This is a genomic window from Sphingosinicella humi (assembly GCF_003129465.1).
GTDB lineage: Bacteria > Pseudomonadota > Alphaproteobacteria > Sphingomonadales > Sphingomonadaceae > Allosphingosinicella > Allosphingosinicella humi.
In genome coordinates this window covers 1,744,412-1,767,225 of sequence record NZ_QFFF01000001.1, presented here as the reverse complement: position 1 = coordinate 1,767,225, position 22,814 = coordinate 1,744,412, and the positions used below count along the sequence as shown (strand labels likewise).

The window sequence follows — 22,814 nt, the reverse complement described above, 5'->3', positions numbered from 1 at the left end:
TCAACCGGCCCGCGGCCACCTTGTAAACTCGCAAATGCTTGACGCGCCCCGGCGCGCCACGCCAGTAGCGCGCATGGCGACCTCGATACAGCTCAAGCGGAGAGGCCTTCTCTTCGTCCTCTCCAGCCCCAGCGGCGCGGGCAAGACGACCATCGCGCGCATGCTCCTCGCGCAGGACGAGGGCATTTCGCTCTCGGTCTCGGCCACGACCCGGCCGATGCGCGAAGGAGAAGTCGAAGGGCGCGACTATCATTTCGTGACCGATGCCGAGTTCGATCGGATGGTGGAGAGCGGCGCTTTTCTCGAATGGGCGCACGTCTTCGGCCGCCGCTACGGAACACTGCGCAACGAAGTCTGGAAATCGATCGAGAATGGCTGCGACGTGTTGCTCGACATCGATTGGCAGGGGACGCAGCAGCTGAAGCAGGTCGATCCCGACATCGTCCGCGTGTTCATCCTGCCGCCGTCGATGAAGGAGCTGGAGCGGCGGCTGCGCGCGCGCGGCACCGACAGCGACGAGGTGATCCAGAGCCGGATGGAGCGGGCGGCGGGCGAGATCAGCCACTGGGCCGAATATGATTATGTGCTGGTCAACGAGGATGCCGAGACCTGCCTCTCCAAGGTGCAGGCGATCCTCGATGCCGAGCGGCTGAAGGCGACGCGGCGCATCGGCCTCCACGACTTCGTCCGAAGCCTGATCGGCTGACGCTTTTGCTTTGCCGGCTTTGGGAGTAGCCTTCCCACAAACAATGCAGGGGAACGGCCATGATGGGACGGGCAGTCATCGGCGCAGTCGCGGCCGCGGTAGCGATGTTCATCCTCGGATTCATCTTCTTTGCGAGCGGTCTGCAGAAGACGGTGACCGGCAGCCTCGATGATATGCCGGCGGCAGCGGTGCAGCAGGTCCTCGCCGCCAACCTGCCGGGCACCGGCACCTTCGTCGTGCCCGACCCCGAGGCATCATCGAGCCAGACGGTGATGTACGGCCAGGGCCCCGTCGCCACCATCTTCTACAACACGTCCGGTTTCCCCGCGATGGACAGCGGCGCGCTGCTGGCCGGCTTCATCCAGATGCTGATCGTGGCCCTGCTGATGGCCGCCGCGCTCTATCTGCTGTCCCGCCATGTGGCGAGCTTCGCGGATCGGGTGAGGATGCTGGTGCTCGCGGTGTTGGCAGCGGCCATCTTCATGCGCCTCGGCGATCCCATCTGGCATCACCATGGCTGGGCCTATGCCATCTACCTGTTCGTCGCCGACACGGTGTCGCTGACGGTGGCCGGCCTCGTCATCCTGAAGCTGCTGCCGGCGGCTGTGTATCGGCCGAGTGAAACGAGCCCTCCCACGGACGTGTAGGAACCATCGTCATTCCGGCGAAAGCCGGAACCCAAGAACACTGCCTCCGCCAAGTCAGGCGATGCGGTCTCGCCTTTACTATTGGCTCCGGTGTTCTTGGGTCCCGGCTTTCGCCGGAATGACGGAAGCTTATCGCACCTGCACGAGAGTCAGAAAGCGGTAGGCGGCGGCGAAGTCCCGGCGTCGCTCTTCGAGCACGGCGGCGGCGTCCACATCCTCGCCCCATTGCTCGGCCTGCCACGTCTCGTCGAGGGTGGCCGCCGACCAGGCGGCGTCGAGGTCGATCGCCTCCTCGGCCAATGCGAGCGCGATGACGAGCGATCCTCCGATCGTCACCAGCGGCGACAGGCCAGCCAGCTCGAACGGTCCGCGCGCGGCCACGGCATGGGCGAGCTGGCGCAAGGTCGCTTCATGCTGGGGCCGGTGCATGATGCCGCAGACGATCTCGAAATCGATGTCGAAGCGGCGACGCGCCCAGGCGAGGAGCGGGTCCCAATGCTCGGCCTGGCGCCGAACGAGCGGTGCGGGCGTGTCGGCGCGATAGCAGAGGAGGTCGCTTTCCCCATAGCGGGCGAGGCTGGCGGCGAAGGTCTGGGGGTCGGGCGCGACGCGATCGAGGGCGGCGTTGGCGAGGCCGGTGAGCGGCATCGATCGCGGGTTCACCTCCTCGCCCTGGGCGTTCCATTCTTCGGCAATGGCCTGGGCGAGGCCCTCGGTCGGAACGTAGAGGAGGTTTCGTGCGGGCGTTCTGACGGGCCTTTCGTCGAGCCGGATTTCGAACCCGTCCGCAGCCGGGTCGAATCGGGCCTGATCGTAGAAGCGTTTCATGGCCCGGGCGGCGTCTTCCAGCGGCGCGCGAGCCATTTGGGCGCGCCGAAGCTCGCGGCGAGGCCGACGATCACCATCGGAATACCGACGGCGGGCGCGCCGCCTTCGCGCAGCAGATCACCTTGCCACACGACCAGCCCGATTAGGACGACGATCGTGCCGCCGATCCGCGCCAGGTTGAGCAGGATGAAACGGTTGCGCCACGTCGCCTCGTCGGGGGATGGTGTCATGCGAAAGCCCTTGTGAGTTGGAGGATGTCGAGCGGATGCGAGGCGACATGATGCGCGCCCGCCTCGCGAAGCTCATCCGCGCCGTGATAGCCCCAGCTGACCCCGATCGCCGTCACGCCCGCGGCGCGCGCCATCGCCATGTCGTAGCTGGTGTCGCCGATCATGATGGTCGTCTCGCGCGCCGCGGCGGCGTTGGCGATCGCCTGCTCGATCATCGACGGGTGCGGCTTGGAGGGGTGGCGATCGGCGGTCTGGCAGGTGACGAAGCGGCGGGCGATGCCGTGATGGTCGAGGCAGAGGCTGAGGCCGCGATCCGACTTGCCGGTGGCGATGCCGAGCATCCAACCCTCTCCGTCCAGCGCCTCGATCAGCTCGACGATACCCTCATAGAGCGGCTCGTCAACCAGGCCGCCGCCGCGCAGCCGCTGGAAAGAGCGCTTGTAATCCTCGGCGAGCGTGATGTGGAAATCCGGGTCGGCGTCCGGAAGCATGGCGCGCATCGCCTCGACGAGGCTGAGGCCCACCACCCGCCGCGTCCGTTCGCGACACGGCGCCTCCAGCCCCGCGCGGGCGAAGCAATCCTCCATCGCCAGGCAGATGTTGATCTGGCTGTCGACGAGCGTCCCGTCGCAATCGAAGATGGCGAGGCGGTTCATCGACCCCTTCCGCGGCTGCGCCGCTCGCCCTTGCGCTCCTTGCGGCGGGCCTTGGCGGCGACGGTCGCGGCCCGGCGCTTGCCTTCGGGCGTCTCGGAGAACTTGACCTCGTCGAGCGGAAGGTCGCCGAGTTCCATGTCGAACCCGAGCGATGCCATGCTCTCGGCGAAATGCTGGGGCAGCTCGGCGGTGACATCGATACGGCCGCCGTCGGGATGATCGATCCGGAGGCGCCGGGCGTGGAGGTGGAGCTTGCGGCTGATCGTGCCGGTGAGGAAGGCGTCCTGCCCGCCATATTTGCCGTCGCCGACGATCGGATGGCCGATCGCCGCCATGTGGACGCGAAGCTGGTGCGTGCGGCCGGTATGCGGCTGCAGCTCGACCCAGGCGGCCCGGTTGCCAGCGCGCTCGATGACGCGGTAGCGGGTGCGGGCGGGAAGCCCGTTCTCCTCGTCGACATGCATCTTCTCGCCGCCGGTGCCGGGCTGCTTGGCTACGGCCAAGTCGATGAAGCCGTCCTTCACTTCGGGCACGCCGACGACCAAAGCCCAATAGACCTTGCGCGCGGTGCGGCCGGAAAAGGACTTGGAGAAATAGGCGGCGGCGCGCGGCGTGCGCGCGACGAGGAGTGCGCCAGAGGTATCCTTGTCCAGACGGTGAACGAGCTTGGGGCGCGTGCCGCCTTCGGCGAGACCATCGAGCAGCCCGTCGAGATGCGCCTTGGTCTTGGTGCCGCCCTGGGTCGCAAGGCCCGGCGGCTTGTTGACGACGATCGCCGCCGCGTCGCGATGGATCACCATCTCGTTCACATAGGCGATCTCATCCTCGCTAAGCGCACGCCGCTCGGGCGCGGGCTTGGCGCTCGCCGGCGCTTCGGCGGGAGGCACGCGGATGATCTGCCCGGCCTCGACCCTGTCGCCGGGCGCGGCGCGCTTGCCGTCGAGGCGCAGCTGGCCGGTGCGCGACCAGCGCGAGACGATGTTGAAGGTCGCGTCCGGCAGGTTGCGCTTGAACCAGCGGTCGAGCCGGATGCCGTCGTCCTCGACCGAGACGGTGAACTGGCGGACTTGATCGGAAGCGGCGCTCTCGCTCATGCCGCTGCCCTGGCGAGCCAAAGCCCGACGATCAGCAGCATCACCGACCCGGCAACCGAAGACACGGCATAGGCGACCGCCAGCAGGGCATTCCCACGCTCAAGCATCTGGACCATCTCGAGGCTGAAGCCGGAAAAGGTGGTGAAGCCGCCGAGCACGCCGACGCCGAGGAAGAGGAGCAGCGGCTCGCCCGACGGGCCGTGCCGCACGACGACACCGGCAAGCAGCCCGAGCAGCAGGCTCCCCAACAGATTGACGATCCACGTCCCCCACGGAAAGGCGGGGCCGAGCAGCTGGAGCGCGATCCGGCTCAGATGCCAGCGGAAACCGGCGCCGATGGCACCCCCGGCCATGACGAGGAGAAAATTGGGCATGGCCGGCGATGTAGCGAGGCCATGGCCGCTCCGCCAGTGGGCTGGGCTTCAGCGTCCGTTATTGGCGATGATAGCGACGTCGGAACCGCCGCCCTTGGGCGTCACGATCAGGTAGAAGGCGCCGCCGGTGCGCTCGTTGGCGCCGCCCAATATATGATCGGCGCCTCGGACCTGATGCTCTGACGAGTAGCCGGCGCGGACCGCGCTTGTATGATACCAATCGAGCACCCGCTGCCACGGCGCGTCCGCGACGAAGGTGGCGACGCGAACGCGGCAATCGCCCTGATCATTGCCGGCCGCATCCGTCAGCCGGGCACCGGGATAGACGGCAAAGGCGGCGGGAAGACGCGAGGCCCAGGCCGGATCATGGTCGAAACGCTCGCCGCAGGCGACGCCGCGCCGCCCCGCCATGTCCTGACGCAGCTCGCTGAACTGGACATGGTCCGCGCGCGTCGGCGCCGGCGCCGACATGAGCCCGCGGCCCGTGCGGGCCGCATCGGCGTCCTCGGCAGCCACGGGATATTGTGCCGTCATCGGCGTTTCCGGAGGCCGCACGGCGTTGCCGTTCGACTGCTGCGACAATGTCGGGTCGACCATGATCTGGTCTTCGAGCGCGCTGGTCAGCGCCGGATCGGCATCGTTGCCGGCGATCTGCGCGTCGAGATTGGCCAGCTCCGCCTCGTCGGAGGCGTCGCCACAGGCAGCCAGCATCAGCGCCGCAGCGAGCGCGGCCGATCTCGTCAGCGTGCGTAAGCGTTCAGCCATGTGGGGGGCATATGCTTGAAAAAAGCGGGGAATGGGTGACCAGACAGGGTTAATCGGACCCGCCGTCTTCGCCTGTCCCATTCTCGGACCGCCAGAAGGCGAAGGTTTCCGCCTGCACGCGCGCGATGAAGCGCGCCGCCTCCGGCCCTTCCCACGGGCCTTGATAGCCGCGCGAGCGAGCGCCGCCCGCCACCCACCAGCCCTGCCCGGGAATACCGTCGCTCTGGCGGACGACGAGGACGGCGAGTTCCGGTTCGCCCCTGGCGGCGCCGACCTCGTCGATGGCGCCCAATATCGCGCAGAGTTGGCGCATCTTCGGCCGCGAAAAGGCGTAGCCGAGCTGCTCCAAGAGCTCCGAATAGGTGAGGGCCGTGCCCGCCCGCGCGGCCGCGACCAGGTGCGCCCGCACCTCCTCGGGCTCGGCGAGCGCCGACACGGTAGCGCCTCAATCCCGGTCGCTGAGGACCAGCCGCCCGTCGGTGCCGCCGCCGGTTCCCGCGCTGAGGTGCACGGTGAATGGATCACCATCGTCGGTTTCGCTGCCTTCGACAATGAGGCTGCCTCCCTCCTGCCGCACCGCCGCGACCTTGAGCTTGTCGGCGCGGCCCGGATCCTGGTACCAGGCGGCGACGGTCTGCGGCGCATCGCTGCTCGCGAAGCGAAGCTCGACACTATCGCGGCCGGAGCCTTCTTCGGCCTGGATGTGCATGCCGGTGAGGCGCGCGCCGGGATAGAGGACGTCGCTGTCGCTGTCGATCTTGGCTCGGTCCGTCATACCCTCGGGGATCCGGAACTTGAGGTCGAACCCCGGCGCATCGATCGAGAACTGGCCGGTCTCCGACTTGCCCTCCGCCGAAGCGACGCTGGCGTTCCCCTCCCCGCTCTTGGCGGTTTCGCCGTCGTCCTTGCCGATCCGCGCCTCGCAAGCGATGAGCAGCACGGCGGCGGACAGAGCGGCTACGAGCTTTGCGCGATTCATGGATTTCCTTCCCTCTGGTCGAAGGCCGAGCTTAGCTCATTGCGTGGCCGGCACCAATTCGAACACGTCGAGCTTCGATTCCTGGCGGGGCCAAGGGATGACGAGCCGATAGCGGAAGGGCGCGACCCGCTCCATCACGCCCGCCATGTCGCGTTCAGGATCTTCGCCATAAGGCAGCGGTTCCGCCTCGTCACCCAAACCCAAGGTGCCGAGGAAGATCATCCGCTCGTCGCTTTCCGGATAGAGGCGCCCCGCCGGCCGTTCCGAGCCGGTCTGCTTGACGATAGTCAGCAAATCGTCCTCCGCTTCCACATAGCAGAAGAAGGGCTTGTAGGCGGTGTAGGCGGGGCCTTTGCCCTGCGACCCGATCTTGACGACGCGGCAACGATAGGAGCCCGGCGGCGGCGCTCCGCGCGGCTGGGCGATGGCGGGATCGAGCAAGGCGCCTTCCTTCTCGATCGCGGCGCCAAAGCCCTTCGCGCGGGCTTCGGAAAGAGCGGCTTCCCAGGCGGAATCGAGGCGCAATATGCGGTCGAGATCGTCCGCGCTGGCGATGCCTTTCCAGCCCGCTTCTTCCTCCGCGCTTGCTTCATCGACGATCACGTCCGCCTTGCCGGCCGGGGGGGCCGTCTCCGCGATGGGCGCGCAGGCAGCGCAAGCGCTCACGAGCAGGAGGGTCGAACAAAATTGCCCGGTGCCGATGGACATGCTTCCCCACCCGATGCTGAACGGCAACCCCCTTCGCTCAAAATAGACGAGTCAGCCCGCCGACGAAAGGCTCGATCAAAGCTAAGTGATATGTGCCGTCGCCCAATCCTGCGGCCACCTTCAAGGCGTGGCGGGGACCAGTTCGAAGACGTCGAGCTTCGATTCCTGGCGCGGCCAGGGGATGACCAGGCGGTAGCGGAAGGGCCCGACCCGCTCCGCAACCCCCACCATGTCGCGCTCGGGATCCTCGCCATAGGGTAGTGGCTCCGTCTCGTCCTCGAGCGCCATCGTGCCGAGGAAGATCATCCGTTCGTCGCTCTCCGGATAGAGGCGCCCGGCCGGCCGCTGCGAGCCGGTCTGCTTGACGATGGTGAGCAGATCCCCCTCGGCCGCGACGTGGCAGAAGAAGGGTTTGTAGGCGACATAAGCGGGCGCTTTCCCCTGCGTTCCGATCTTGATGACGCGGCAGCGATATGAACCTGGTGGCGGAGCCCCGCGCGGCAGCGCCGCATCCGGGTCCAGCAGCTCGCCCTCCTCGGCAACGGCGGTCTTGAAGCCTCCCGAACGCGCCTCCGACAAGGCTGTGGTCCACGCCTCGTCCAGCCGGTCCAGCCTATCTATATCCTCGGGTCTGGCGACCTGGCGCCATTCGCTTGGATCTTCCACCACCGGCGCGACCGTCACGGCCGGCTCCACCACTACCGGTTCATGAGCGCAGGCGGCGAGCAGGAGCAGCGGTGGCAGGAGCGCGCGGATGGCCATAGATCTGACGATTATGTCCTCCTGTAGAAGAAAGCCCAGAGCAAGTCCGACAAGCCGTGATTAAGGTTAATAATTCGTTAAACCGTCGGCCCTTGGGACCCCCGACCCATTCGACCCGGAGACGCCTACCCCGGTATTCTCCGCGCTTGCGGCCGTCTTGGCGCTGCTCTAGGCGCGCGCCATGACGCACGACCATGGCCACATCCGAGGGGGCCTGCTTCTCGGGCTTGGTGCCTATCTTCTGTGGGGCGTCCTGCCGCTCTACTTCAAAGCGCTGGATCATCTCCTCCCGACCGAGATCGTGGCGCATCGCATCGTCTGGTCGTTGCTCTTCCTTGGCCCGCTGGTCATGCTGTGGAAGCGCTGGCCGGCGATCCGTCGAGGCCTCGGTTCCATCCGCATAATGGCGACCTTGGCGCTGACGGCCGCGCTGATCGCGGGCAACTGGCTCGTCTATGTTTGGGCCGTGCTGAACGACCATCTGCTCGAAGGCAGCCTTGGCTATTACCTCAATCCGCTGGTCAACGTGCTGCTGGGCGTAGTCCTGCTGAAGGAGCGGCTGACGAAAGCGCAGACCTTTGCCGTCGCCCTGGCCGGAACCGGTGTCGCGGTGCTCGCCTTGGGCGCCGGCGACGCCATCTGGATCAGCCTGACGCTTGCCGGCAGCTTCGCCCTCTACGGCTTTTTCCGCAAGGTCGCGCCGGTCGAGGCGCTGGAGGGGCTCTCCATCGAGACGGCCTTGCTGACACCGCTCGCGCTTGGGTGGATTTTGTGGCTGGAGGGCAGCGGCCAGGGCGGGTTCACCTCCGACCCGCTCACCACCATCCTCATCCTGCTGGCCGGGGCCGCGACCGCCATTCCGCTGCTGATGTTCACGGCGGCGTCCAAACGCCTGCCCTATTCGACGCTGGGCTTCCTCCAATATGTCGCGCCGTCCATCCAGTTCCTGATCGCGGTCTTGTTGTTCGGCGAAAAACTGACCACCGCCCACGCCGTCTGCTTCGGGGCGATCTGGACGGCGCTCCTCATCTTCGCGGTGGACGGCCTGCGCGCCGGCCGGGCGGCGGCGCGCGAGCGGGCGGCCGCCCTCAAGGCCGCCGCTTGCGCTGAACCCTGCCGCGTCCCATGATAGGGACATGCTAAACCTCGTCTCCCTGCTCATCGGCGCGATCGCCCTGCTCTTCGCGATCATCGCCTTCCTGCCTTTGCTCGGATGGGCGAACTGGGTGATCATCCCGCTGGCGCTGGTTGGCGCCGGCATCGGCGTCCTCTCCAGCCAGAAGAGCGGCCGCAACCTCAACCTGCTGGTGATCGTGATCGGCATCGTCCGCCTGATGCTCGGCGGCGGAATCTTCTAGGGCTCTTTCGCCTTCGGCCGCATCGCCTCCGCAATCGTCTCCAGCCGATAGTTTTCCGACGATGGTCGCTTGCGCGAAGCGGAAGATCGTTCGATGCTCGGGGACGGCTGGGGAGACTTTCGATGTCCAGTGACGAGCGCATAGACGCCTATATTGCCCGCCAGGCCGATTTCGCGCGGCCGATCCTGGAGCATCTGCGCGCCTCGGTCCACGCCGCCTGCCCGGGGTGCGAGGAGACGCTCAAATGGAGCGCGCCCGCCTTCCTCTACAAGGGCGAGCAGCTGGCGATGATGGCCGCGTTCAAGGCGCACGCCACCTTCGGCTTCTGGAAGGGCAGCCTGGTGACGGGTGACACCGACAAGCAAAGAAGCGCGATGGGACAGTTCGGCCGATTGACGTCCATCGACGATCTTCCCGACGAGGAGACCCTGCGCGACCTCATCCGCAAGGCGATGGATTTGACGGACAAGGGCGTGAAGCCGGCGCGAACCAAACATCCCAAGCCGGACATCCCGATGCCCGACGATCTGCGCGCCGCGCTCGATGCGGAGCCGAAAGCCGCGGCCAGTTTCGACGGATTCCCGCCCGGCGCCCGCCGCGACTATCTGGAATGGATCACCGAGGCGAAGCGGCCAGAGACCCGCGAGAAGCGGATCGCCCTAGCGGTCGAATGGATGGCACAAGGCAAGAAGCGCAACTGGAAATATGAAACCTGCTAACGAGGCGGACCCGCGTGCCAACCATCCTGCTGCTGCTCGCCTCCAACATCTTCATGACGATCGCCTGGTACTGGCATCTGAAAGGGGACCTCTCCAAGCCGCTCCTTCTCGTCATCCTGATCAGCTGGGGCATTGCGCTCATCGAATATTGCTTTGCGGTACCAGCCAATCGAATTGGCTATCTGAATGGATGGTCGGCGGGCCAACTGAAGATCGTGCAGGAGGCGATCGCTCTCCTCGTCTTCGGCGCCTTCATGGTTTGGGTATTGGGCGAGCCGCTGCACTGGCGCCACGCTGCAGCGTTCGCCTGCATCATGGCGGCGGTCGCATTTCTGTTCGTGGGCCGCTGAGATGCGGCCTCCACCCTTGATCGCCGCCGTGGCCAAGGCCACATGAAGCTTATGCTGATTCAAACTGAACCGACGCCCAATCCGGCGACCCTCAAATTCCTTCCCGGCGAGGCCGTGATGACCGCCGGCACGCGCGACTTCGCCACGCCCGAGGAGGCCGAGGCTTCCCCGCTGGCGGAAGCGATCTTCTCGACCGGGGAGGTCGAAGGGGTGTTCTTCGGGCGCGACTTCATTTCCGTGACGGCGGCGCCCGGCGTCGAATGGGCCCACCTCAAGCCCGACGTGCTGAACGTCCTGCTCGATCATTTCTCGAGCGGAGCGCCGCTGTTCAAGCCGGGCAGCGCGGCGGGCATTGCCGTGGCGCCGGCCCAGGCGATCGAGGACGATCCGGCGGACGCTGATGTAGTCGCCCAGATCAAGGAGCTGATCGACACGCGCGTCCGCCCGGCGGTCGCGCAGGACGGCGGCGACATCGTCTATCGGGGTTTCCAGAAGGGCACCGTCTTCCTGGCCCTGCACGGCGCCTGCTCGGGCTGCCCCTCCTCGACCATGACCCTGAAGCAGGGCATCGAGAGCCTGCTCAAACATTATATCCCCGAGGTCGAAACGGTCGAAGCGATCTAAGGGGCATGCAGCTGGTCATCGACAGCGCGACCGCGGCCTGTTCGGTCGCGCTGATCGAAGGCGGCACGCTGGTCGACGAGCGCCACGAGGTGGTGGGGCGCGGCCACGCCGAACGGCTGATTCCGATGATCGAGGACTTGCTCGCGGGGCGTCGGCCGCTCGGCATTCTGGTCGATTGCGGCCCAGGCAGCTTCACCGGCGTCCGCGTGGGCCTGGCCGCCGCGCATGGGCTGGCGATCGGCTGGCGCGTTCCCCTGACAGGCTATTCCGCGATGGCCGTCGTCGCCGCAGCGGTGCAAGGCGGCGACGACATCGGGGTCGCCCTGGAAGGAGGACATGGACAGCTTTTCGTGCAAAGTTACGGTGATGACCCGCTCAGGCCTCGCGACGATCTCCAATCCCTGCCGCCGGCGGAGGCGGCCGCCGTCGTCAGCGCCCGGCGCGTCCACGGATCGGGGGCAGAGACGTTGGTGAGCACGCGCGGCTTTGGCGAGGCGCACAATGCCCTCCCCCGTGCCGCCGACGCTCGCTTCCTGCCCGAGCCGCTCCGCCGCCTTCCACCACGCCCGATCTACGGCCGCGCGCCCGACGCGAGACCGATGCCGTGAGTTCCCGGCAGGTCACGCTTGCCGAGGGCAGCATCCTCGATCTCGACGCAGTGATGCGCGTCATGGAAGACAGTTTCGATCCGGCCTATGGCGAAGGCTGGACGGCACCCCAATGCGCCGGGCTCATGCCGATGCCGGGGGTCTGGCTGACCCTCGCGCGCGACGGAGGCAAGGTGGTCGGCTTCGCCCTCGCGCGCATGGTCGCCGACGAGGCCGAGCTGTTGCTCCTGGCCGTCGAACGAGGCCGCCAGCACCAGGGGATCGGGCAGATGCTGCTCGATCGCTTCACTTCCATTTCCGCGAGCCGGGGAGCGGGAAGGCTCCATCTGGAGGTCCGCGACGGGAACCATGCAATTAAGCTTTACTCCAGGTCAGGCTTTATCGAAGTCGGCCGGCGCCGAAATTATTATAATGGGCGCGATGGACAGGTATACGATGCGCTGACGTTGGCCCGACGCGCGCCGCGCTAACCAACAATTTGCGACTCCATCTCGAATTTCGCTTGTAAAAGTTCGTGGAAGGGGCGATTTGCCGCCCCCGAGGACCAGCGAACACGCCCACTTCTAGTCGGAGGCTCAAAAAGCTGACCATGGAAAATACTGATAACCTGAATGAAACTCTGATCACTCTTACGGCAGACATCGTTTCGGCGCACGTCAGCAACAATAGCGTGGCGGTGAACGATCTTCCCGCGCTCATCCAGAATGTTCACGGTGCGCTTAAGGTCCTGGGCACGCGCGACGAAGAGCCGGAAGTGAAGCAGGAGCCTGCCGTCTCGATCCGGGCGTCGGTGAAGCCGGACTATATTGTCTGCCTGGAGGACGGCAAGAAACTGAAGATGCTGAAGCGGCATCTGATGACGCACTACAACATGACGCCCGACGAATATCGTCAGAAGTGGGGTCTTAACGCCGACTATCCGATGGTCGCCCCCAATTATGCCGAGCAGCGTCGGACGCTTGCCAAGAAGATCGGCCTCGGCACCAAACGCCGCGCCAAGAAATAACCAGGCCGGCCGGGGCGCGGAGACGCCCCGGCCGCTTTGACGCGGCCGTCCTTTTGGCTAAAGCCATGGGTTATGACACGCAGGATCGACATCGAGGCGCTGTGCGCCGAAAAAGGGCTCCGAATTACCGAGCAGCGGCGAGTGATCGCCAAGGTGCTGTCGGAATCCGATGATCATCCCGACGTCGAGAAGCTGCACGAGCGGGCCGCGGCGATCGACGCCGGCATTTCGATCGCCACCGTCTACCGCACCGTCCGCTTGTTCGAGGAAGCGGGAATCCTGGAGCGCCATGATTTCGGCGATGGTCGCGCCCGGTACGAAGCCGCCGCCGAGACCCATCACGACCATTTGATCGATGTCGAGAGCGGCAACGTCATCGAGTTCGTCGACGAAGAGCTGGAGGCTCTGCAGCGTCGCATCGCCGAGAAGCTGGGCTTCCGTCTCGTCGATCACCGGATGGAGCTTTACGGCGTCAGGCTGGACCGCGAGAAGTAAGCGGCGGCGATGCGCCTGACGCTACGCGTCGCCGCGATCGTGGCGGGACTGCTGGCCTGCCTGCCCCTGCATTATCTCTGGCGTCTGGCCGGCCGCCCTTCGCCCTGGCCGCGCCGATGGCTGGCCTGGGTCGGCTATTCGTGCGGCCTTCGCGTCCGGGCCGTCGGCATCCCGCTGAGGCGCCACGTCCTGTTCGTCTCCAACCATCTCAGCTGGCTCGACATCATGGCCGTGGCCGGCGTCACCGGCGCGGCCTTCGTCTCCAGGGATGACGTGGCGCGCTGGCCGGTGATCGGCTGGCTGGCTCGGCTCAACAACACGGTGTTCGTCGCCAGAACCGATCGACGGGCGGTGCAGGGCCAGGCCGACGCGCTGAGGAAGGCGCTGGCGACGGGACAGCCGGTGGCGCTTTTTCCCGAAGGGACGACGGCGGGCGGGCAAGAGGTACTGCCCTTTCGCCCAAGCCTGCTCGCATCCGTGATGCCGCCGCTGCCGGGCCTCAAGGTCCAGCCGATCGCCATCGATTATGGCAAGGCGGCCGAGGAGATCGCCTGGGTGGGGAACGAAGCCGCCAAGGCGAATGCCCGCCGCATTTTGTCGCGCAAGGGCAACATCCCCGTGAGGCTCCACTTCCTCGAGCCGGTCGATCCGCACGACGTCAGCGATCGCAAGGCTTTGGCCGAAGCGGCGCGCGCTGAGATCATTCAGGCGCTCGACGCTTCCGCCGAGGAGCGCAACACACTATATGCCGCGCGATGAACGATCGGAATCCCAAGACTTTTCACGTCAAATCCTTCGGCTGCCAGATGAACGTCTATGACGGCGCCCGCATGGCGGAGCTGCTCGAGGCCGAAGGCATGTCCGCCGCCGCGGAGAGCGCCGAGGCCGATCTGGTCGTGCTCAACACCTGCCATATCCGCGAGAAGGCGGCGGAAAAGGTCTATTCCGACATCGGCCGCCTGAAGCGCGAGGACGGCTCGCGCCCGATGATCGCGGTCGCCGGCTGCGTGGCGCAGGCCGAGGGTGCGGAGATCCCGCGGCGTGCGCCCAGCGTCGACATCGTCGTCGGGCCGCAGGCCTATCATCGCCTGCCGGAGCTGGTGACCCGGGCGAAGGCGGGTGAGCGCGCGCTCGACACGGATATGCCGATCGAGTCCAAGTTCACCGCTCTTCCCGCGCGCCGCAAGCAGGGGCCGACCGCCTTCCTCACGGTTCAGGAAGGCTGCGACAAATTCTGCACCTATTGCGTCGTCCCCTATACGCGCGGCGCTGAAGTCTCGCGAAGCTGGGCTGCCATCCTGGATGAGGCGAAGGCGCTGGTCGACCACGGTGCCAGGGAAATCACCCTGCTCGGCCAGAATGTGAATGCTTGGGAAGGCGAGGACGAGAAGGGCCGCACGCAAGGCCTGGACGGGCTCGCGCGGGCGCTCGACCGCCTGCCGGGCCTGGAGCGCATCCGCTACACGACCAGCCATCCCAACGACATGACCGAGGGCCTGATCCGTGCCCATGGCGAGGTCGAGAAGCTCATGCCCTTCCTCCATCTGCCGGTGCAGTCGGGCAACGACCGGGTGCTGAAGGCGATGAACCGCAGCCACACGACCGCCAGCTATCTCGCCATCATCGAACGGGTGCGCGAGGCGCGGCCGGACATCGCGATTTCCGGCGACTTCATCGTCGGCTTTCCGGGCGAGACCGATGCCGAGTTCGAGGACACGCTCAAAATCGTGGAGGCGGTGAACTACGCGCAGGCTTACTCGTTCAAATACTCCGCGCGTCCCGGGACGCCAGCGGCCGAAATGGACGGACAGGTGCCTGCCGACGTCATGGATGAGAGACTGCAACGACTCCAGGCGCTTCTCAATGAGCAGCAACTCGCCTTCAACCGCGCCACCGTCGGACGGCGCACGTCCGTCCTGCTGGAGCGGCTGGGCAAGAAGCCGGGCCAGCTCATCGGCAAGTCGCCCTGGCTGCAATCGGTCCATCTCGAAACCGACGCGTCTCTCGGCGATCTGGTCGAGGTTGAAATCGTCTCCGCCGGACCCAACAGCCTCGCCGGGGCTCAAGCATGAGGACCGCCGCCTGATGGCGCAGAAGAAAGCCACCGAACCCTCGGAACCGCGCGCCCGGCTGGAGGTCGAGTTTCAGGAGCCGCACCTGCTCGGCCCCCTGTTCGGCGAGTTCGATCGCAACCTGGTGGCCATCGAGGACCGTCTGGGCGTCTATATCGCCGCGCGCGGCAGCCGCGTGCAGATCGAGGGCGAGCCCGAGGCGGCGGCGCGGGCGCGCGACGTGCTGACCGGCCTCTACAACCGGCTCGACCAGGGCCAGGACATCGATGCCGGCGCGGTCGACGCGGTCATCGCCATGTCGGGCCAGCCGACCTTGGACGGCATCATCTCCAACGACGTCGCGGAACCGCCCAAGGTGATGATCCGCACGCGCAAGAAGACGATCGTGCCGCGCTCCAAGACCCAGGCCGTCTATATGGAGGCATTGGCGCGGGACGAAATGATCTTCGCGCTGGGCCCGGCCGGCACCGGCAAGACCTATCTCGCCGTCGCGCAGGCGGTGCAGCAGCTCATCGGCGGCTCGGTCGACCGGCTGATCCTCTCGCGGCCCGCCGTCGAGGCGGGCGAACGGCTGGGCTTCCTTCCCGGCGACATGAAGGAGAAGGTCGACCCCTATCTTCGCCCGCTCTACGACGCGCTCTACGACATGCTGCCGATGGAGCAGGTCGAGCGCCGTATCGCGAGTGGGGAGATCGAGATCGCGCCCATCGCCTTCATGCGCGGCCGCACCTTGAACGACGCCTTCATCATCCTCGATGAGGCGCAGAACACGACGCCGCAGCAGATGAAGATGTTCCTCACCCGCTTCGGTATGCGGAGCCGCATGGTCATCTGCGGCGACCCCCTGCAGGTCGATCTGCCGGACCACGGCAAGTCCGGCCTCGCCGACGCCGTCTCCAAGCTGGAGGGCATCCCGAAGATCGCCACCGTCCGCTTCGGTCCGGGCGATGTCGTCCGCCATCCGCTCGTCGGCAAGATCGTCGAGGCCTATGAGGGGCCGGCGGCGTGATCAAGCGCACTCACCTCGTTCGTCCCGAGCGAAGTCGAGGGGCGCACCCAGGGACTCCTGAGTCCCCGCGCCTTGACTTCGCTCGGCACGAACGATTCTCCGGGAACGCGAGATGATCCTCGTCGAAGCCGATGCCGGCGGGGAATGGGACAGTCGGGTCGACTGGGAAGACCTGGCTGAACGGGCCGTGCTGTCCGCCGTCGCCTGCAGCAGCCGCGCGGCATTGAACAATAGCGACCTTGCTATCGAGATATCCGTAAAGTTCACCGACGACGAAGAGGTGAAGGCGCTGAACGCCACCTATCGCGGCAAGGACAAGGCGACCAACGTGCTCTCCTTTCCGATGGTGGAGCCGGGGCTGCTCGATTCCATCGCGTCGGCGGATAGCGGCGAGGTGCTGCTGGGCGACGTCGTCCTCGCCCACGGCGTCTGCGCCCGGGAAGCCGCCGAGAAGGGTGTCGCCACCGAGACCCATGCCGCGCATCTTGTGGTCCATGGCACCCTGCATCTGCTAGGCTATGATCATGAAACGAGCGACGCGGACGCCGAGAGCATGGAAGCCGTGGAGCGCGAGGCCCTCGCCGCCATTGGCATCGACGATCCCTACACAGTGACAGAGGTTGAGACTTAACAATAATGCCCGACGACGACAGCAGCGACGACTCCCCGGAGAATGGGCGAAGTTTCTGGAGTGGCCTCAGAACATTCCTCTTCGGCGAGGAAGGCGAAGCGACCCTTCGCGACCAGATCGAGGAAGCGATCGAAAATCATGAAGGCGAGGTCCCACGCGTCGGCGACCTGACGCCGGTGGAGCGGCAGATGCTCCGCAACCTCCTCCATTTCGGGGAGAGCACGGCGGGCGACATTGCCGTCCCGCGCGGCGACATCTTCGCGGTGCCGAGCAGCATCGACTTCAAGGGTCTGGTCGCGGCCTTCGCCGATGCCGGCCACAGCCGTCTTCCCGTCTATGAGGAGAATTTGGACCGCGTCATCGGCATGGTCCATGTGAAGGATGTCTTCACGCGGCAGATGTCCGGCGACATTCCGGAGGATGTGAGGGTGCTCATCCGCGCTCCTCTGTTCGTCCCGGAATCGATGGGCGTGCTCGACCTGCTCGCCCGGATGCGGGCGGAGCGAGTCCACCTCGCCATCGTGGTCGACGAATTCGGCGGCACCGAGGGCATCGTCACCATCGAGGACGTCGTCGAAGAGATCGTCGGCGAGATCGAGGACGAGCATGACGAGGAACCGACCGGGATGCTGATCCCGGTGGAAGACGGCATCTGGGAGGCCGACGCCCGCGCCGAGCTCGACGAGGTCGCGGAGACGATCGATGCCCGGCTCGGCTATATCGAGGAGGATGTCGACACATTGGGCGGCCTTGCCTTCCTGCTCGCCGGTCATGTCCCGCAGTGCGGCGAAGTGGTCGAACATCCGAGCGGCTGGCGGCTTGAGGTGACGGACAGCGATACGCGGCGCGTGAATCGGCTGCGGCTCCACGCGCCCGAGGAGAATCAGCCGCTGAAATAGCGTAGTCGCCATGAGCCGCCGGTTTGGCGATCGGCGGGTGAATATCTCACGGCGCGGCCGCCGACGACATTCGCTAAGGCTCTACACGGGGGCGCTAATCGCTCCCTGTTCTGAAGGATCAGAAGCGAGGCGCCATGCCACTTGAACTCTGGCTCGCCTATGTGGCGCTCTGCTTCCTGTTCGCCGCCACGCCGGGGCCGGCGGTCCTGCTGACGGCCGGCCAGGCGATCGCCCGCGGCTTCCGCGCCGGCTTCGGCGTGATCCTGGGGACCCAGCTCGGCAATCTCATCTATTTCATCGTCTCGGCCGCCGGTTTGGGCGCCGTGCTCATCGCCTCCGAGACGGCGTTCATGGTCCTCAAATATGCCGGGGCCGCCTATCTCGTCTATCTCGGCCTGCGCACGATCTGGAAGGCCAAGGACGCGGCGACGCCGGACTCGGGAAAGCGGGTGCCGGTCTGGCGCCATCCCTTCATGCAGGGGCTGCTCAACCAGCTCGCCAATCCCAAATCGATCCTGTTCTGGGGCGCCCTTTTTCCGCAATTCGTCGATTTCCGCGCAGCCAATCTGGTCACCCAGTTCGCCATCCTCGCCATCACCGGCATCACCATCGATATTCTCGTCCTCTCGACCTACGCGGTGGTGGCGACGCGGGGCGGCAAGTTCATGGCGGCGGGGCCCCTCGCCGTCTGGCGGGAGCGTATTTCGGGTGCGGCCCTGGTGGTGGTCGGCGGCGCGCTTTCGCTGGTGAAGCGGGCCTGAGGGGCGCTCGTCACCCGAAGCTGTAAGGCACCACCGTTCGATTGTCGGGATCGACCCTGATGGAACGACCGGCAGGGGGAAAGGCGCGCTGCTCGCAATTGTCGCGGGGACAGATGCGGCATGAGACTCCGATCGGCGTCGCGCTCCCCGCGCCCCTTAGATCGAGCTGGTCGCTGTAGATGAAATCGGCGGCATGGTTGACCTCGCATCCCAGCGCGACCGCATAGCGTCGGCTGGGGCGCGCATAGCTTCCCGAAGGCTTAACCAGCCCCTTCGCCATCGAGACGTAGCGCACCCCGTCCGGCGTTTCGACGAGCTGGACCAGGATGCGGTCCGGAATCGCGACCGCCTCGTGAACCATCCAGAGCGGACAGGCACCGCCGAAGCGCGCGAACTGGAGCCGCGTGGCGGAATGGCGCTTGGTGATGTTGCCCGCCATGTCGACGCGGCAGAAGTAGAAGGGGATTCCCGCCGCGCCCGGCCGCTGAAGCGTCGAGAGGCGATGGCAGGCCTGTTCGAAGCTGACGCCGAAGGACTGGCGGAGCGCATCGATATCATGCCGCGTCCGCCGCGCCTCGGCCCGGAACGAGGCATAGGGCATCAGGAAGGCGCCGGCGGCATAATTGGCCAGCCCCACCGACAGGAGCTGCTGCGCCTCTTCCGAGCGAAGCTGCGCCGCCGTCGCCACCGCCGCGATCGTCTCGACAAGCTCCAGGCGCATGAGCTGGTGCGCGATCAGGAACGCATAGCTTTCGGGCGGCAGCGACCGCTCGACGGCCAGCTCGCGCGTCGCCGGGTCGAAGCTCCGCAAGGTCGAAGCTCCTCCTTCCGGCGCGGACCGCCTGATGACGACCCCGTGACGATCGCGAAGACGCGCCTCGACGGCCGCGGCGATCAATCCCGGCGGGTCGCCCAGTTCCTCGGCGATGGCCTCGGCCTGCCGATCGATCGCATCGACATAATTGCCTTCGCGGTGGAACCAGTCGCGCACCTCGTCCCACGGCAGCGGACTTCCCCCCGACGCGCCCCGTTCAAACGCATCGTCGAGCGTCCGCAACTGATCCTGCGACCGGCGATAGGCGGCGTGCACGGCGACGAGCCGCTCCGCCAGTTGCGGCTGCCGCTTGACGGCGCGGCGCAAGGCTTCTTCGGCCAGCGGCGCATCGGCCACGGTCGGATCGGCCGCCGCCTCGATCGCCCGCGCGAGCAGCACCGCGTCTTCGTCCGCGTGGATATCCGCCCAGTCGGCCGGAAAAGCGCGGGCGAAGGCCATCAGCACGGCGTCGGTCATCGGCCGATCGTCGCTTTCGAGCTGCGAGAGGTAGCTGACGGAAATCCCGACCCGCGCGGCCATCGCGGCCTGGCTGAGCCCGAGGCGCAGGCGCAGCGCCCGGGCGCGGGCTCCGGCGAAAATGCGTCGAGGGGTTGCGTCGGTCATGGGCGACTCCTTTGCAAACTCCATATACACATTTTCACAAGTTTACATTTGCGCTCGCGCGGGAAGGCTGGAAGGGCAAGACTTCCATCTTTTCGAGGGCGAGAATGGCGGCCAATCTGGAAATACTCGAAGCAAAGCGCGCCGAGGCGCGGCTTGGCGGCGGCGAGAAGCGCATCGCGGCGCAGCACTCCAAGGGGCGGCTGACGGCGCGCGAACGGCTCGACGTGCTCCTAGATGAGGGCAGCTTCGAGGAATATGACATGTTCGTCGAGCATAATTGCGCCGACTTCGGGATGGAGAGCCAGAAGTTCCCGGGCGACGGCGTCGTCACCGGATCGGGCACGATCAACGGCCGCCTCGTCTATGTCTTCGCGCAGGACTTCACCGTGTTCGGCGGCTCGCTCTCCGAGCGGCACGCGCAGAAGATCTGCAAGGTGATGGACATGGCGATGAAGGTCGGCGCGCCCGTCATCGGTTTGAACGATTCCGGCGGCGCCCGCATCCAGGAGGGCGTGGCTTCGCTTGGCGGCTATGCCGAGGTGTTCCAGCGCAACGTCCTCGCCTCGGGCGTCGTGCCGCAATTAAGCCTCATCATGGGCCCCTGCGCGGGCGGCGCAGTCTATTCGCCGGCGATGACCGACTTCATCTTCATGGTGAAGGACAGCTCCTACATGTTCGTCACCGGCCCGGACGTGGTGAAGACCGTGACGAACGAGGTCGTGACCCAGGAGGAGCTGGGCGGCGCCGTCACCCACACCACCAAGTCGGGCGTCGCCGACGTCGCCTTCGAAAACGACATCGAGGCTTTGCTCGCGACCCGCGACTTCTTCGACTTCCTGCCGCTCTCGAACCGGCACGATCTGCCGACGCGCCCGACCACCGACCCCTGGGACCGGATCGAGGACAGCCTCGACACCTTGATCCCGGACAGCGCCAACAAGCCCTACGACATGCACGAACTCATCCTGAAGACGGTCGACGAGGGCGACTTCTTCGAGGTGCAGCCCGCGCACGCCGCCAACATCATCTGCGGCTTCGGCCGGATCGAGGGCCGCACGGTCGGCATCGTCGCCAACCAGCCGATGGTGCTGGCGGGCGTGCTCGACATCAAATCGTCGAAGAAGGCCGGGCGGTTCGTGCGCTTCTGCGACGCCTTCGACATTCCGATCGTGACCTTCGTCGACGTCCCCGGCTTCCTCCCCGGCGTCGCGCAGGAGCATGAAGGCATCATTAAGAACGGCGCCAAATTGCTCTTCGCCTATGCCGAGGCGACCGTGCCGAAGATCACCGTCATCACGCGCAAGGCCTATGGCGGCGCTTACGACGTCATGGCCTCCAAGCACCTGCGCGGCGATTTGAACTATGCCTGGCCCTCCGCCGAGATCGCAGTGATGGGCGCCAAGGGCGCGGTGGAGATCATTTTCCGCAAGGACATCGGCGACCCCGAAAAGATCGCGGCACGCACCGCCGAATATGAGGCCCAGTTCGCCAACCCGTTCGTGGCGGCGAGCAAAGGCTTCATCGACGAAGTGATCATGCCCCATTCGACGCGGCGACGGATCGCGCTCGGCTTACGCAAGCTCCGCGACAAGCAGCTCGAAAATCCGTGGAAGAAGCATGACAACATCCCTCTCTGAGGACTTGCTTGTCGGGCTTGTCGCCTTGGGCCTCGTTCCCTGGACCGCCTGGACGGTCATTCGCGGTCTGAGGCAGGAGCGGCTGCCCATCGGTCGAGCCTATGTCGGGCGTGACCGCCGGGGCGCCTTCCACGTCTTGCTCGCCTTCTATCTTCTGGCCGGCCTGATGGCCGCCATCATCGCCGTGGATCTCCTTTTCGGCATCAGCATTCGGCAGGCTCTATGACCCGGCGTCGTTTCAACCGTCTCGGCGGCCTTGTCCTTCTCGGCACGTTGGCGGCCTGCGGCCAATCTGACGAGGGTGGCAAGCAGGTGGCGCCGCCGGAAGCTTCGCAGGAGGCGGCACCCGCCACGCAGCATCCGGTCCAGGCCCTTCCGATCGAGAAGCAGCGCAGCCTCGCCTTTCGGGCCGCCTTCGCGGAGAATCCCGTCCTCGATGTCGAAGATGGGCAATTGCGCTACTCGCCGGCCAGGTTGGAGTGGATCGGCGACCGCGCGGTTCTGCTCAGTCAGGGCAAGAATTTGGACGAATGCCACGCCTGCACCGGGGCGCTGGCGGTGCATTATCTGGAGCCGGCGGGCGATGGCTTTCGCGTGACCGGCGCCTGGCCGACCCTGATACGAGGCTCGGGTTATGGCGCGCCGCCGTCCGAGTGGAACCTGTCGGACAAGTTCGCCCAATATCCGGTCGTGCTCGTCGAGGGCGGCTATACGGCCCAGGGCTGCACGTCGGGAGGGATAACGCTGACCGAGCTGCGGCCGGACGAGCCCGTCCAATCCACCCTGATCCGCACGATCTATTCGAACCAGAGCGGCTTCGGCGCGGACAATGGCGCCGAGATCGAGGGCGAGATCGCCAACATCGACAAAGGCGCTTCGTTCGACGTGGTCTATTCCGGATCGCGCGACTTCACCGAAACCTGGATCCGCCGGGGCGATAGTTTCGAGCTTCGCGGCGGCGAGACGAGGATGCCGATATGCTAGGCCGCTTGAACCATGTCGGCGTCGCCACGCCCTCGATCGAGAAGAGCATCGCGCTCTATCGCGACATGCTGGGCGCGACGAAGATCCACGAGCCGTTCGACCTGCCGCCGCAGGGGGTGCGGGTGTGCTTCGTCGATACGCCGAACAGCCAGATCGAGCTGATCGAGCCGCTGGGCGAGAATTCGCCCCTTCATGGCTTCCTTGCCAGGAACCCGGCGGGCGGACAGCATCATGTCTGCTTCGAAGTGCCAGACATCCACGCCGCCAAGGCCGAGATGGAGGCCAAGGGCGCCAAGGTGTTGGGCGAACCCCGCATCGGCGCGCACGGCACGCCCGTGATCTTCGTCCACCCGAAGGACATGGGCGGCGTTCTCGTGGAGTTGATGGAGACGCCGAAAGAGGCGCATTGAACTAACCGCTCATCCTGAGGAAGGACTGAGCCTGGCGAAGGCCTGTCTCGAAGGGCCGAGAGAG

General features: G+C 66.2%; 32 protein-coding genes. 21 read left to right on the top strand and 11 right to left on the bottom strand.

Going from position 1 to position 22,814, the window contains the following annotated elements; all coding sequences use genetic code 11:
* The first annotated feature begins 73 nt into the window (after positions 1 to 73).
* Positions 74 to 706 carry a guanylate kinase gene (gene gmk / locus DF286_RS08825; protein ID WP_109271097.1) on the top strand — a complete coding sequence of 211 codons (633 nt, stop codon included), beginning with the start codon at positions 74 to 76 and terminating at the stop codon, positions 704 to 706.
* Positions 707 to 765: 59 nt separating this feature from the next.
* Positions 766 to 1,353, top strand: coding sequence for a hypothetical protein (locus DF286_RS08820; RefSeq protein ID WP_109271096.1), 588 nt, complete (start codon positions 766 to 768; stop codon positions 1,351 to 1,353).
* 129 nt (positions 1,354 to 1,482) lie between these two features.
* Here DF286_RS08820 and DF286_RS08815 read toward each other — a convergent pair whose 3' ends face one another.
* From DF286_RS08815 to DF286_RS08770, 10 genes are all read right to left on the bottom strand, one after another.
* Positions 1,483 to 2,181 (bottom strand): ATP12 family chaperone protein, encoded by a 699-nt coding sequence (locus tag DF286_RS08815; protein ID WP_109272105.1) that lies wholly within the window; start codon positions 2,179 to 2,181, stop codon positions 1,483 to 1,485.
* Complete coding sequence (locus DF286_RS08810; protein ID WP_109271095.1) at positions 2,178 to 2,411, bottom strand: hypothetical protein; 234 nt, start codon at positions 2,409 to 2,411, stop codon at positions 2,178 to 2,180. Before DF286_RS08810 ends, DF286_RS08815 begins: the two co-directional genes overlap by 4 nt.
* A complete protein-coding gene (locus DF286_RS08805) occupies positions 2,408 to 3,067 on the bottom strand; it encodes an HAD-IA family hydrolase (protein ID WP_109271094.1) in 660 nt (219 codons plus the stop codon). The genes DF286_RS08810 and DF286_RS08805 overlap by 4 nt, the downstream gene beginning before the upstream one ends.
* A complete protein-coding gene (locus DF286_RS08800) occupies positions 3,064 to 4,161 on the bottom strand; it encodes an RluA family pseudouridine synthase (RefSeq protein WP_109271093.1) in 1,098 nt (365 codons plus the stop codon). The genes DF286_RS08805 and DF286_RS08800 overlap by 4 nt, the downstream gene beginning before the upstream one ends.
* The gene (crcB, locus tag DF286_RS08795) at positions 4,158 to 4,535 is read right to left on the bottom strand and encodes a fluoride efflux transporter CrcB (RefSeq protein WP_109271092.1); all 378 of its coding nucleotides are present in this window, start codon (positions 4,533 to 4,535) and stop codon (positions 4,158 to 4,160) included. Before crcB ends, DF286_RS08800 begins: the two co-directional genes overlap by 4 nt.
* A gap of 48 nt (positions 4,536 to 4,583) precedes the next feature.
* Complete coding sequence (locus DF286_RS08790) at positions 4,584 to 5,300, bottom strand: hypothetical protein (protein ID WP_146193584.1); 717 nt, start codon at positions 5,298 to 5,300, stop codon at positions 4,584 to 4,586.
* A 49-nt stretch (positions 5,301 to 5,349) separates the two neighbouring features.
* Positions 5,350 to 5,736, bottom strand: a complete 387-nt coding sequence (locus DF286_RS08785) for a ribose-phosphate pyrophosphokinase (protein ID WP_109271090.1) — start codon at positions 5,734 to 5,736, stop codon at positions 5,350 to 5,352.
* Between the two features lie 9 nt (positions 5,737 to 5,745).
* Positions 5,746 to 6,279, bottom strand: coding sequence for a hypothetical protein (locus DF286_RS08780; RefSeq protein ID WP_109271089.1), 534 nt, complete (start codon positions 6,277 to 6,279; stop codon positions 5,746 to 5,748).
* A 36-nt stretch (positions 6,280 to 6,315) separates the two neighbouring features.
* Positions 6,316 to 6,987, bottom strand: coding sequence for a DUF4893 domain-containing protein (locus tag DF286_RS08775; RefSeq protein WP_109271088.1), 672 nt, complete (start codon positions 6,985 to 6,987; stop codon positions 6,316 to 6,318).
* Between the two features lie 120 nt (positions 6,988 to 7,107).
* Positions 7,108 to 7,749 (bottom strand): DUF4893 domain-containing protein, encoded by a 642-nt coding sequence (locus DF286_RS08770; protein ID WP_109271087.1) that lies wholly within the window; start codon positions 7,747 to 7,749, stop codon positions 7,108 to 7,110.
* Positions 7,750 to 7,930: 181 nt separating this feature from the next.
* Between DF286_RS08770 and rarD the strand changes: the two genes are divergently transcribed.
* From rarD to DF286_RS08695, 15 genes are all read left to right on the top strand, one after another.
* Positions 7,931 to 8,878 carry an EamA family transporter RarD gene (gene rarD, locus DF286_RS08765; RefSeq protein ID WP_109271086.1) on the top strand — a complete coding sequence of 316 codons (948 nt, stop codon included), beginning with the start codon at positions 7,931 to 7,933 and terminating at the stop codon, positions 8,876 to 8,878.
* Positions 8,879 to 8,885: 7 nt separating this feature from the next.
* A complete protein-coding gene (locus tag DF286_RS08760; RefSeq protein ID WP_109271085.1) occupies positions 8,886 to 9,107 on the top strand; it encodes a hypothetical protein in 222 nt (73 codons plus the stop codon).
* 122 nt (positions 9,108 to 9,229) lie between these two features.
* Positions 9,230 to 9,826, top strand: coding sequence for a YdeI/OmpD-associated family protein (locus DF286_RS08755; RefSeq protein WP_109271084.1), 597 nt, complete (start codon positions 9,230 to 9,232; stop codon positions 9,824 to 9,826).
* Positions 9,827 to 9,840: 14 nt separating this feature from the next.
* Positions 9,841 to 10,176, top strand: a complete 336-nt coding sequence (locus DF286_RS08750) for a DMT family protein (RefSeq protein WP_109271083.1) — start codon at positions 9,841 to 9,843, stop codon at positions 10,174 to 10,176.
* 51 nt (positions 10,177 to 10,227) lie between these two features.
* A complete protein-coding gene (locus tag DF286_RS08745) occupies positions 10,228 to 10,800 on the top strand; it encodes a NifU family protein (RefSeq protein ID WP_109271082.1) in 573 nt (190 codons plus the stop codon).
* 5 nt (positions 10,801 to 10,805) lie between these two features.
* Positions 10,806 to 11,408 carry a tRNA (adenosine(37)-N6)-threonylcarbamoyltransferase complex dimerization subunit type 1 TsaB gene (gene tsaB, locus DF286_RS08740; RefSeq protein WP_109271081.1) on the top strand — a complete coding sequence of 201 codons (603 nt, stop codon included), beginning with the start codon at positions 10,806 to 10,808 and terminating at the stop codon, positions 11,406 to 11,408.
* Complete coding sequence (gene rimI, locus DF286_RS08735) at positions 11,405 to 11,878, top strand: ribosomal protein S18-alanine N-acetyltransferase (RefSeq protein WP_243444774.1); 474 nt, start codon at positions 11,405 to 11,407, stop codon at positions 11,876 to 11,878. The genes tsaB and rimI overlap by 4 nt, the downstream gene beginning before the upstream one ends.
* Before the next feature lie 119 nt (positions 11,879 to 11,997).
* Complete coding sequence (locus DF286_RS08730; RefSeq protein WP_109271080.1) at positions 11,998 to 12,414, top strand: Ros/MucR family transcriptional regulator; 417 nt, start codon at positions 11,998 to 12,000, stop codon at positions 12,412 to 12,414.
* A gap of 72 nt (positions 12,415 to 12,486) precedes the next feature.
* Positions 12,487 to 12,909: a Fur family transcriptional regulator gene (locus DF286_RS08725; protein ID WP_109271079.1), complete on the top strand. Its 423-nt coding sequence runs from the start codon at positions 12,487 to 12,489 to the stop codon at positions 12,907 to 12,909.
* 9 nt (positions 12,910 to 12,918) lie between these two features.
* Positions 12,919 to 13,668 carry a lysophospholipid acyltransferase family protein gene (locus DF286_RS08720; protein WP_109271078.1) on the top strand — a complete coding sequence of 250 codons (750 nt, stop codon included), beginning with the start codon at positions 12,919 to 12,921 and terminating at the stop codon, positions 13,666 to 13,668.
* Positions 13,665 to 14,981 carry a tRNA (N6-isopentenyl adenosine(37)-C2)-methylthiotransferase MiaB gene (gene miaB / locus DF286_RS08715; RefSeq protein ID WP_109271077.1) on the top strand — a complete coding sequence of 439 codons (1,317 nt, stop codon included), beginning with the start codon at positions 13,665 to 13,667 and terminating at the stop codon, positions 14,979 to 14,981. The genes DF286_RS08720 and miaB overlap by 4 nt, the downstream gene beginning before the upstream one ends.
* A 13-nt stretch (positions 14,982 to 14,994) precedes the next feature.
* Complete coding sequence (locus DF286_RS08710) at positions 14,995 to 15,990, top strand: PhoH family protein (protein ID WP_109271076.1); 996 nt, start codon at positions 14,995 to 14,997, stop codon at positions 15,988 to 15,990.
* Between the two features lie 112 nt (positions 15,991 to 16,102).
* Positions 16,103 to 16,621, top strand: coding sequence for an rRNA maturation RNase YbeY (gene ybeY, locus DF286_RS08705; RefSeq protein WP_109271075.1), 519 nt, complete (start codon positions 16,103 to 16,105; stop codon positions 16,619 to 16,621).
* 5 nt (positions 16,622 to 16,626) lie between these two features.
* Positions 16,627 to 17,520 (top strand): hemolysin family protein, encoded by an 894-nt coding sequence (locus DF286_RS08700; RefSeq protein ID WP_109271074.1) that lies wholly within the window; start codon positions 16,627 to 16,629, stop codon positions 17,518 to 17,520.
* Positions 17,521 to 17,654: 134 nt separating this feature from the next.
* Positions 17,655 to 18,281: a LysE family translocator gene (locus DF286_RS08695; RefSeq protein WP_109271073.1), complete on the top strand. Its 627-nt coding sequence runs from the start codon at positions 17,655 to 17,657 to the stop codon at positions 18,279 to 18,281.
* 10 nt (positions 18,282 to 18,291) lie between these two features.
* Here DF286_RS08695 and DF286_RS08690 read toward each other — a convergent pair whose 3' ends face one another.
* Positions 18,292 to 19,719, bottom strand: coding sequence for a helix-turn-helix domain-containing protein (locus DF286_RS08690; protein WP_109271072.1), 1,428 nt, complete (start codon positions 19,717 to 19,719; stop codon positions 18,292 to 18,294).
* Between the two features lie 104 nt (positions 19,720 to 19,823).
* Here DF286_RS08690 and DF286_RS08685 point away from each other — a divergent pair, with 104 nt between their 5' ends.
* Genes DF286_RS08685 through mce form a run of 4 tightly spaced genes read left to right on the top strand, consistent with a single transcriptional unit; the run spans position 19,824 to position 22,750 of the window.
* Positions 19,824 to 21,356: an acyl-CoA carboxylase subunit beta gene (locus tag DF286_RS08685; protein ID WP_109271071.1), complete on the top strand. Its 1,533-nt coding sequence runs from the start codon at positions 19,824 to 19,826 to the stop codon at positions 21,354 to 21,356.
* On the top strand, positions 21,337 to 21,582 hold the full coding sequence (locus DF286_RS08680) for a hypothetical protein (protein ID WP_146193583.1): 246 nt from the start codon (positions 21,337 to 21,339) through the stop codon (positions 21,580 to 21,582). The genes DF286_RS08685 and DF286_RS08680 overlap by 20 nt, the downstream gene beginning before the upstream one ends.
* Complete coding sequence (locus DF286_RS08675; RefSeq protein ID WP_109271069.1) at positions 21,579 to 22,340, top strand: hypothetical protein; 762 nt, start codon at positions 21,579 to 21,581, stop codon at positions 22,338 to 22,340. The genes DF286_RS08680 and DF286_RS08675 overlap by 4 nt, the downstream gene beginning before the upstream one ends.
* The gene (gene mce, locus DF286_RS08670; RefSeq protein WP_109271068.1) at positions 22,334 to 22,750 is read left to right on the top strand and encodes a methylmalonyl-CoA epimerase; all 417 of its coding nucleotides are present in this window, start codon (positions 22,334 to 22,336) and stop codon (positions 22,748 to 22,750) included. Before DF286_RS08675 ends, mce begins: the two co-directional genes overlap by 7 nt.
* Positions 22,751 to 22,814 lie beyond the last annotated feature (64 nt).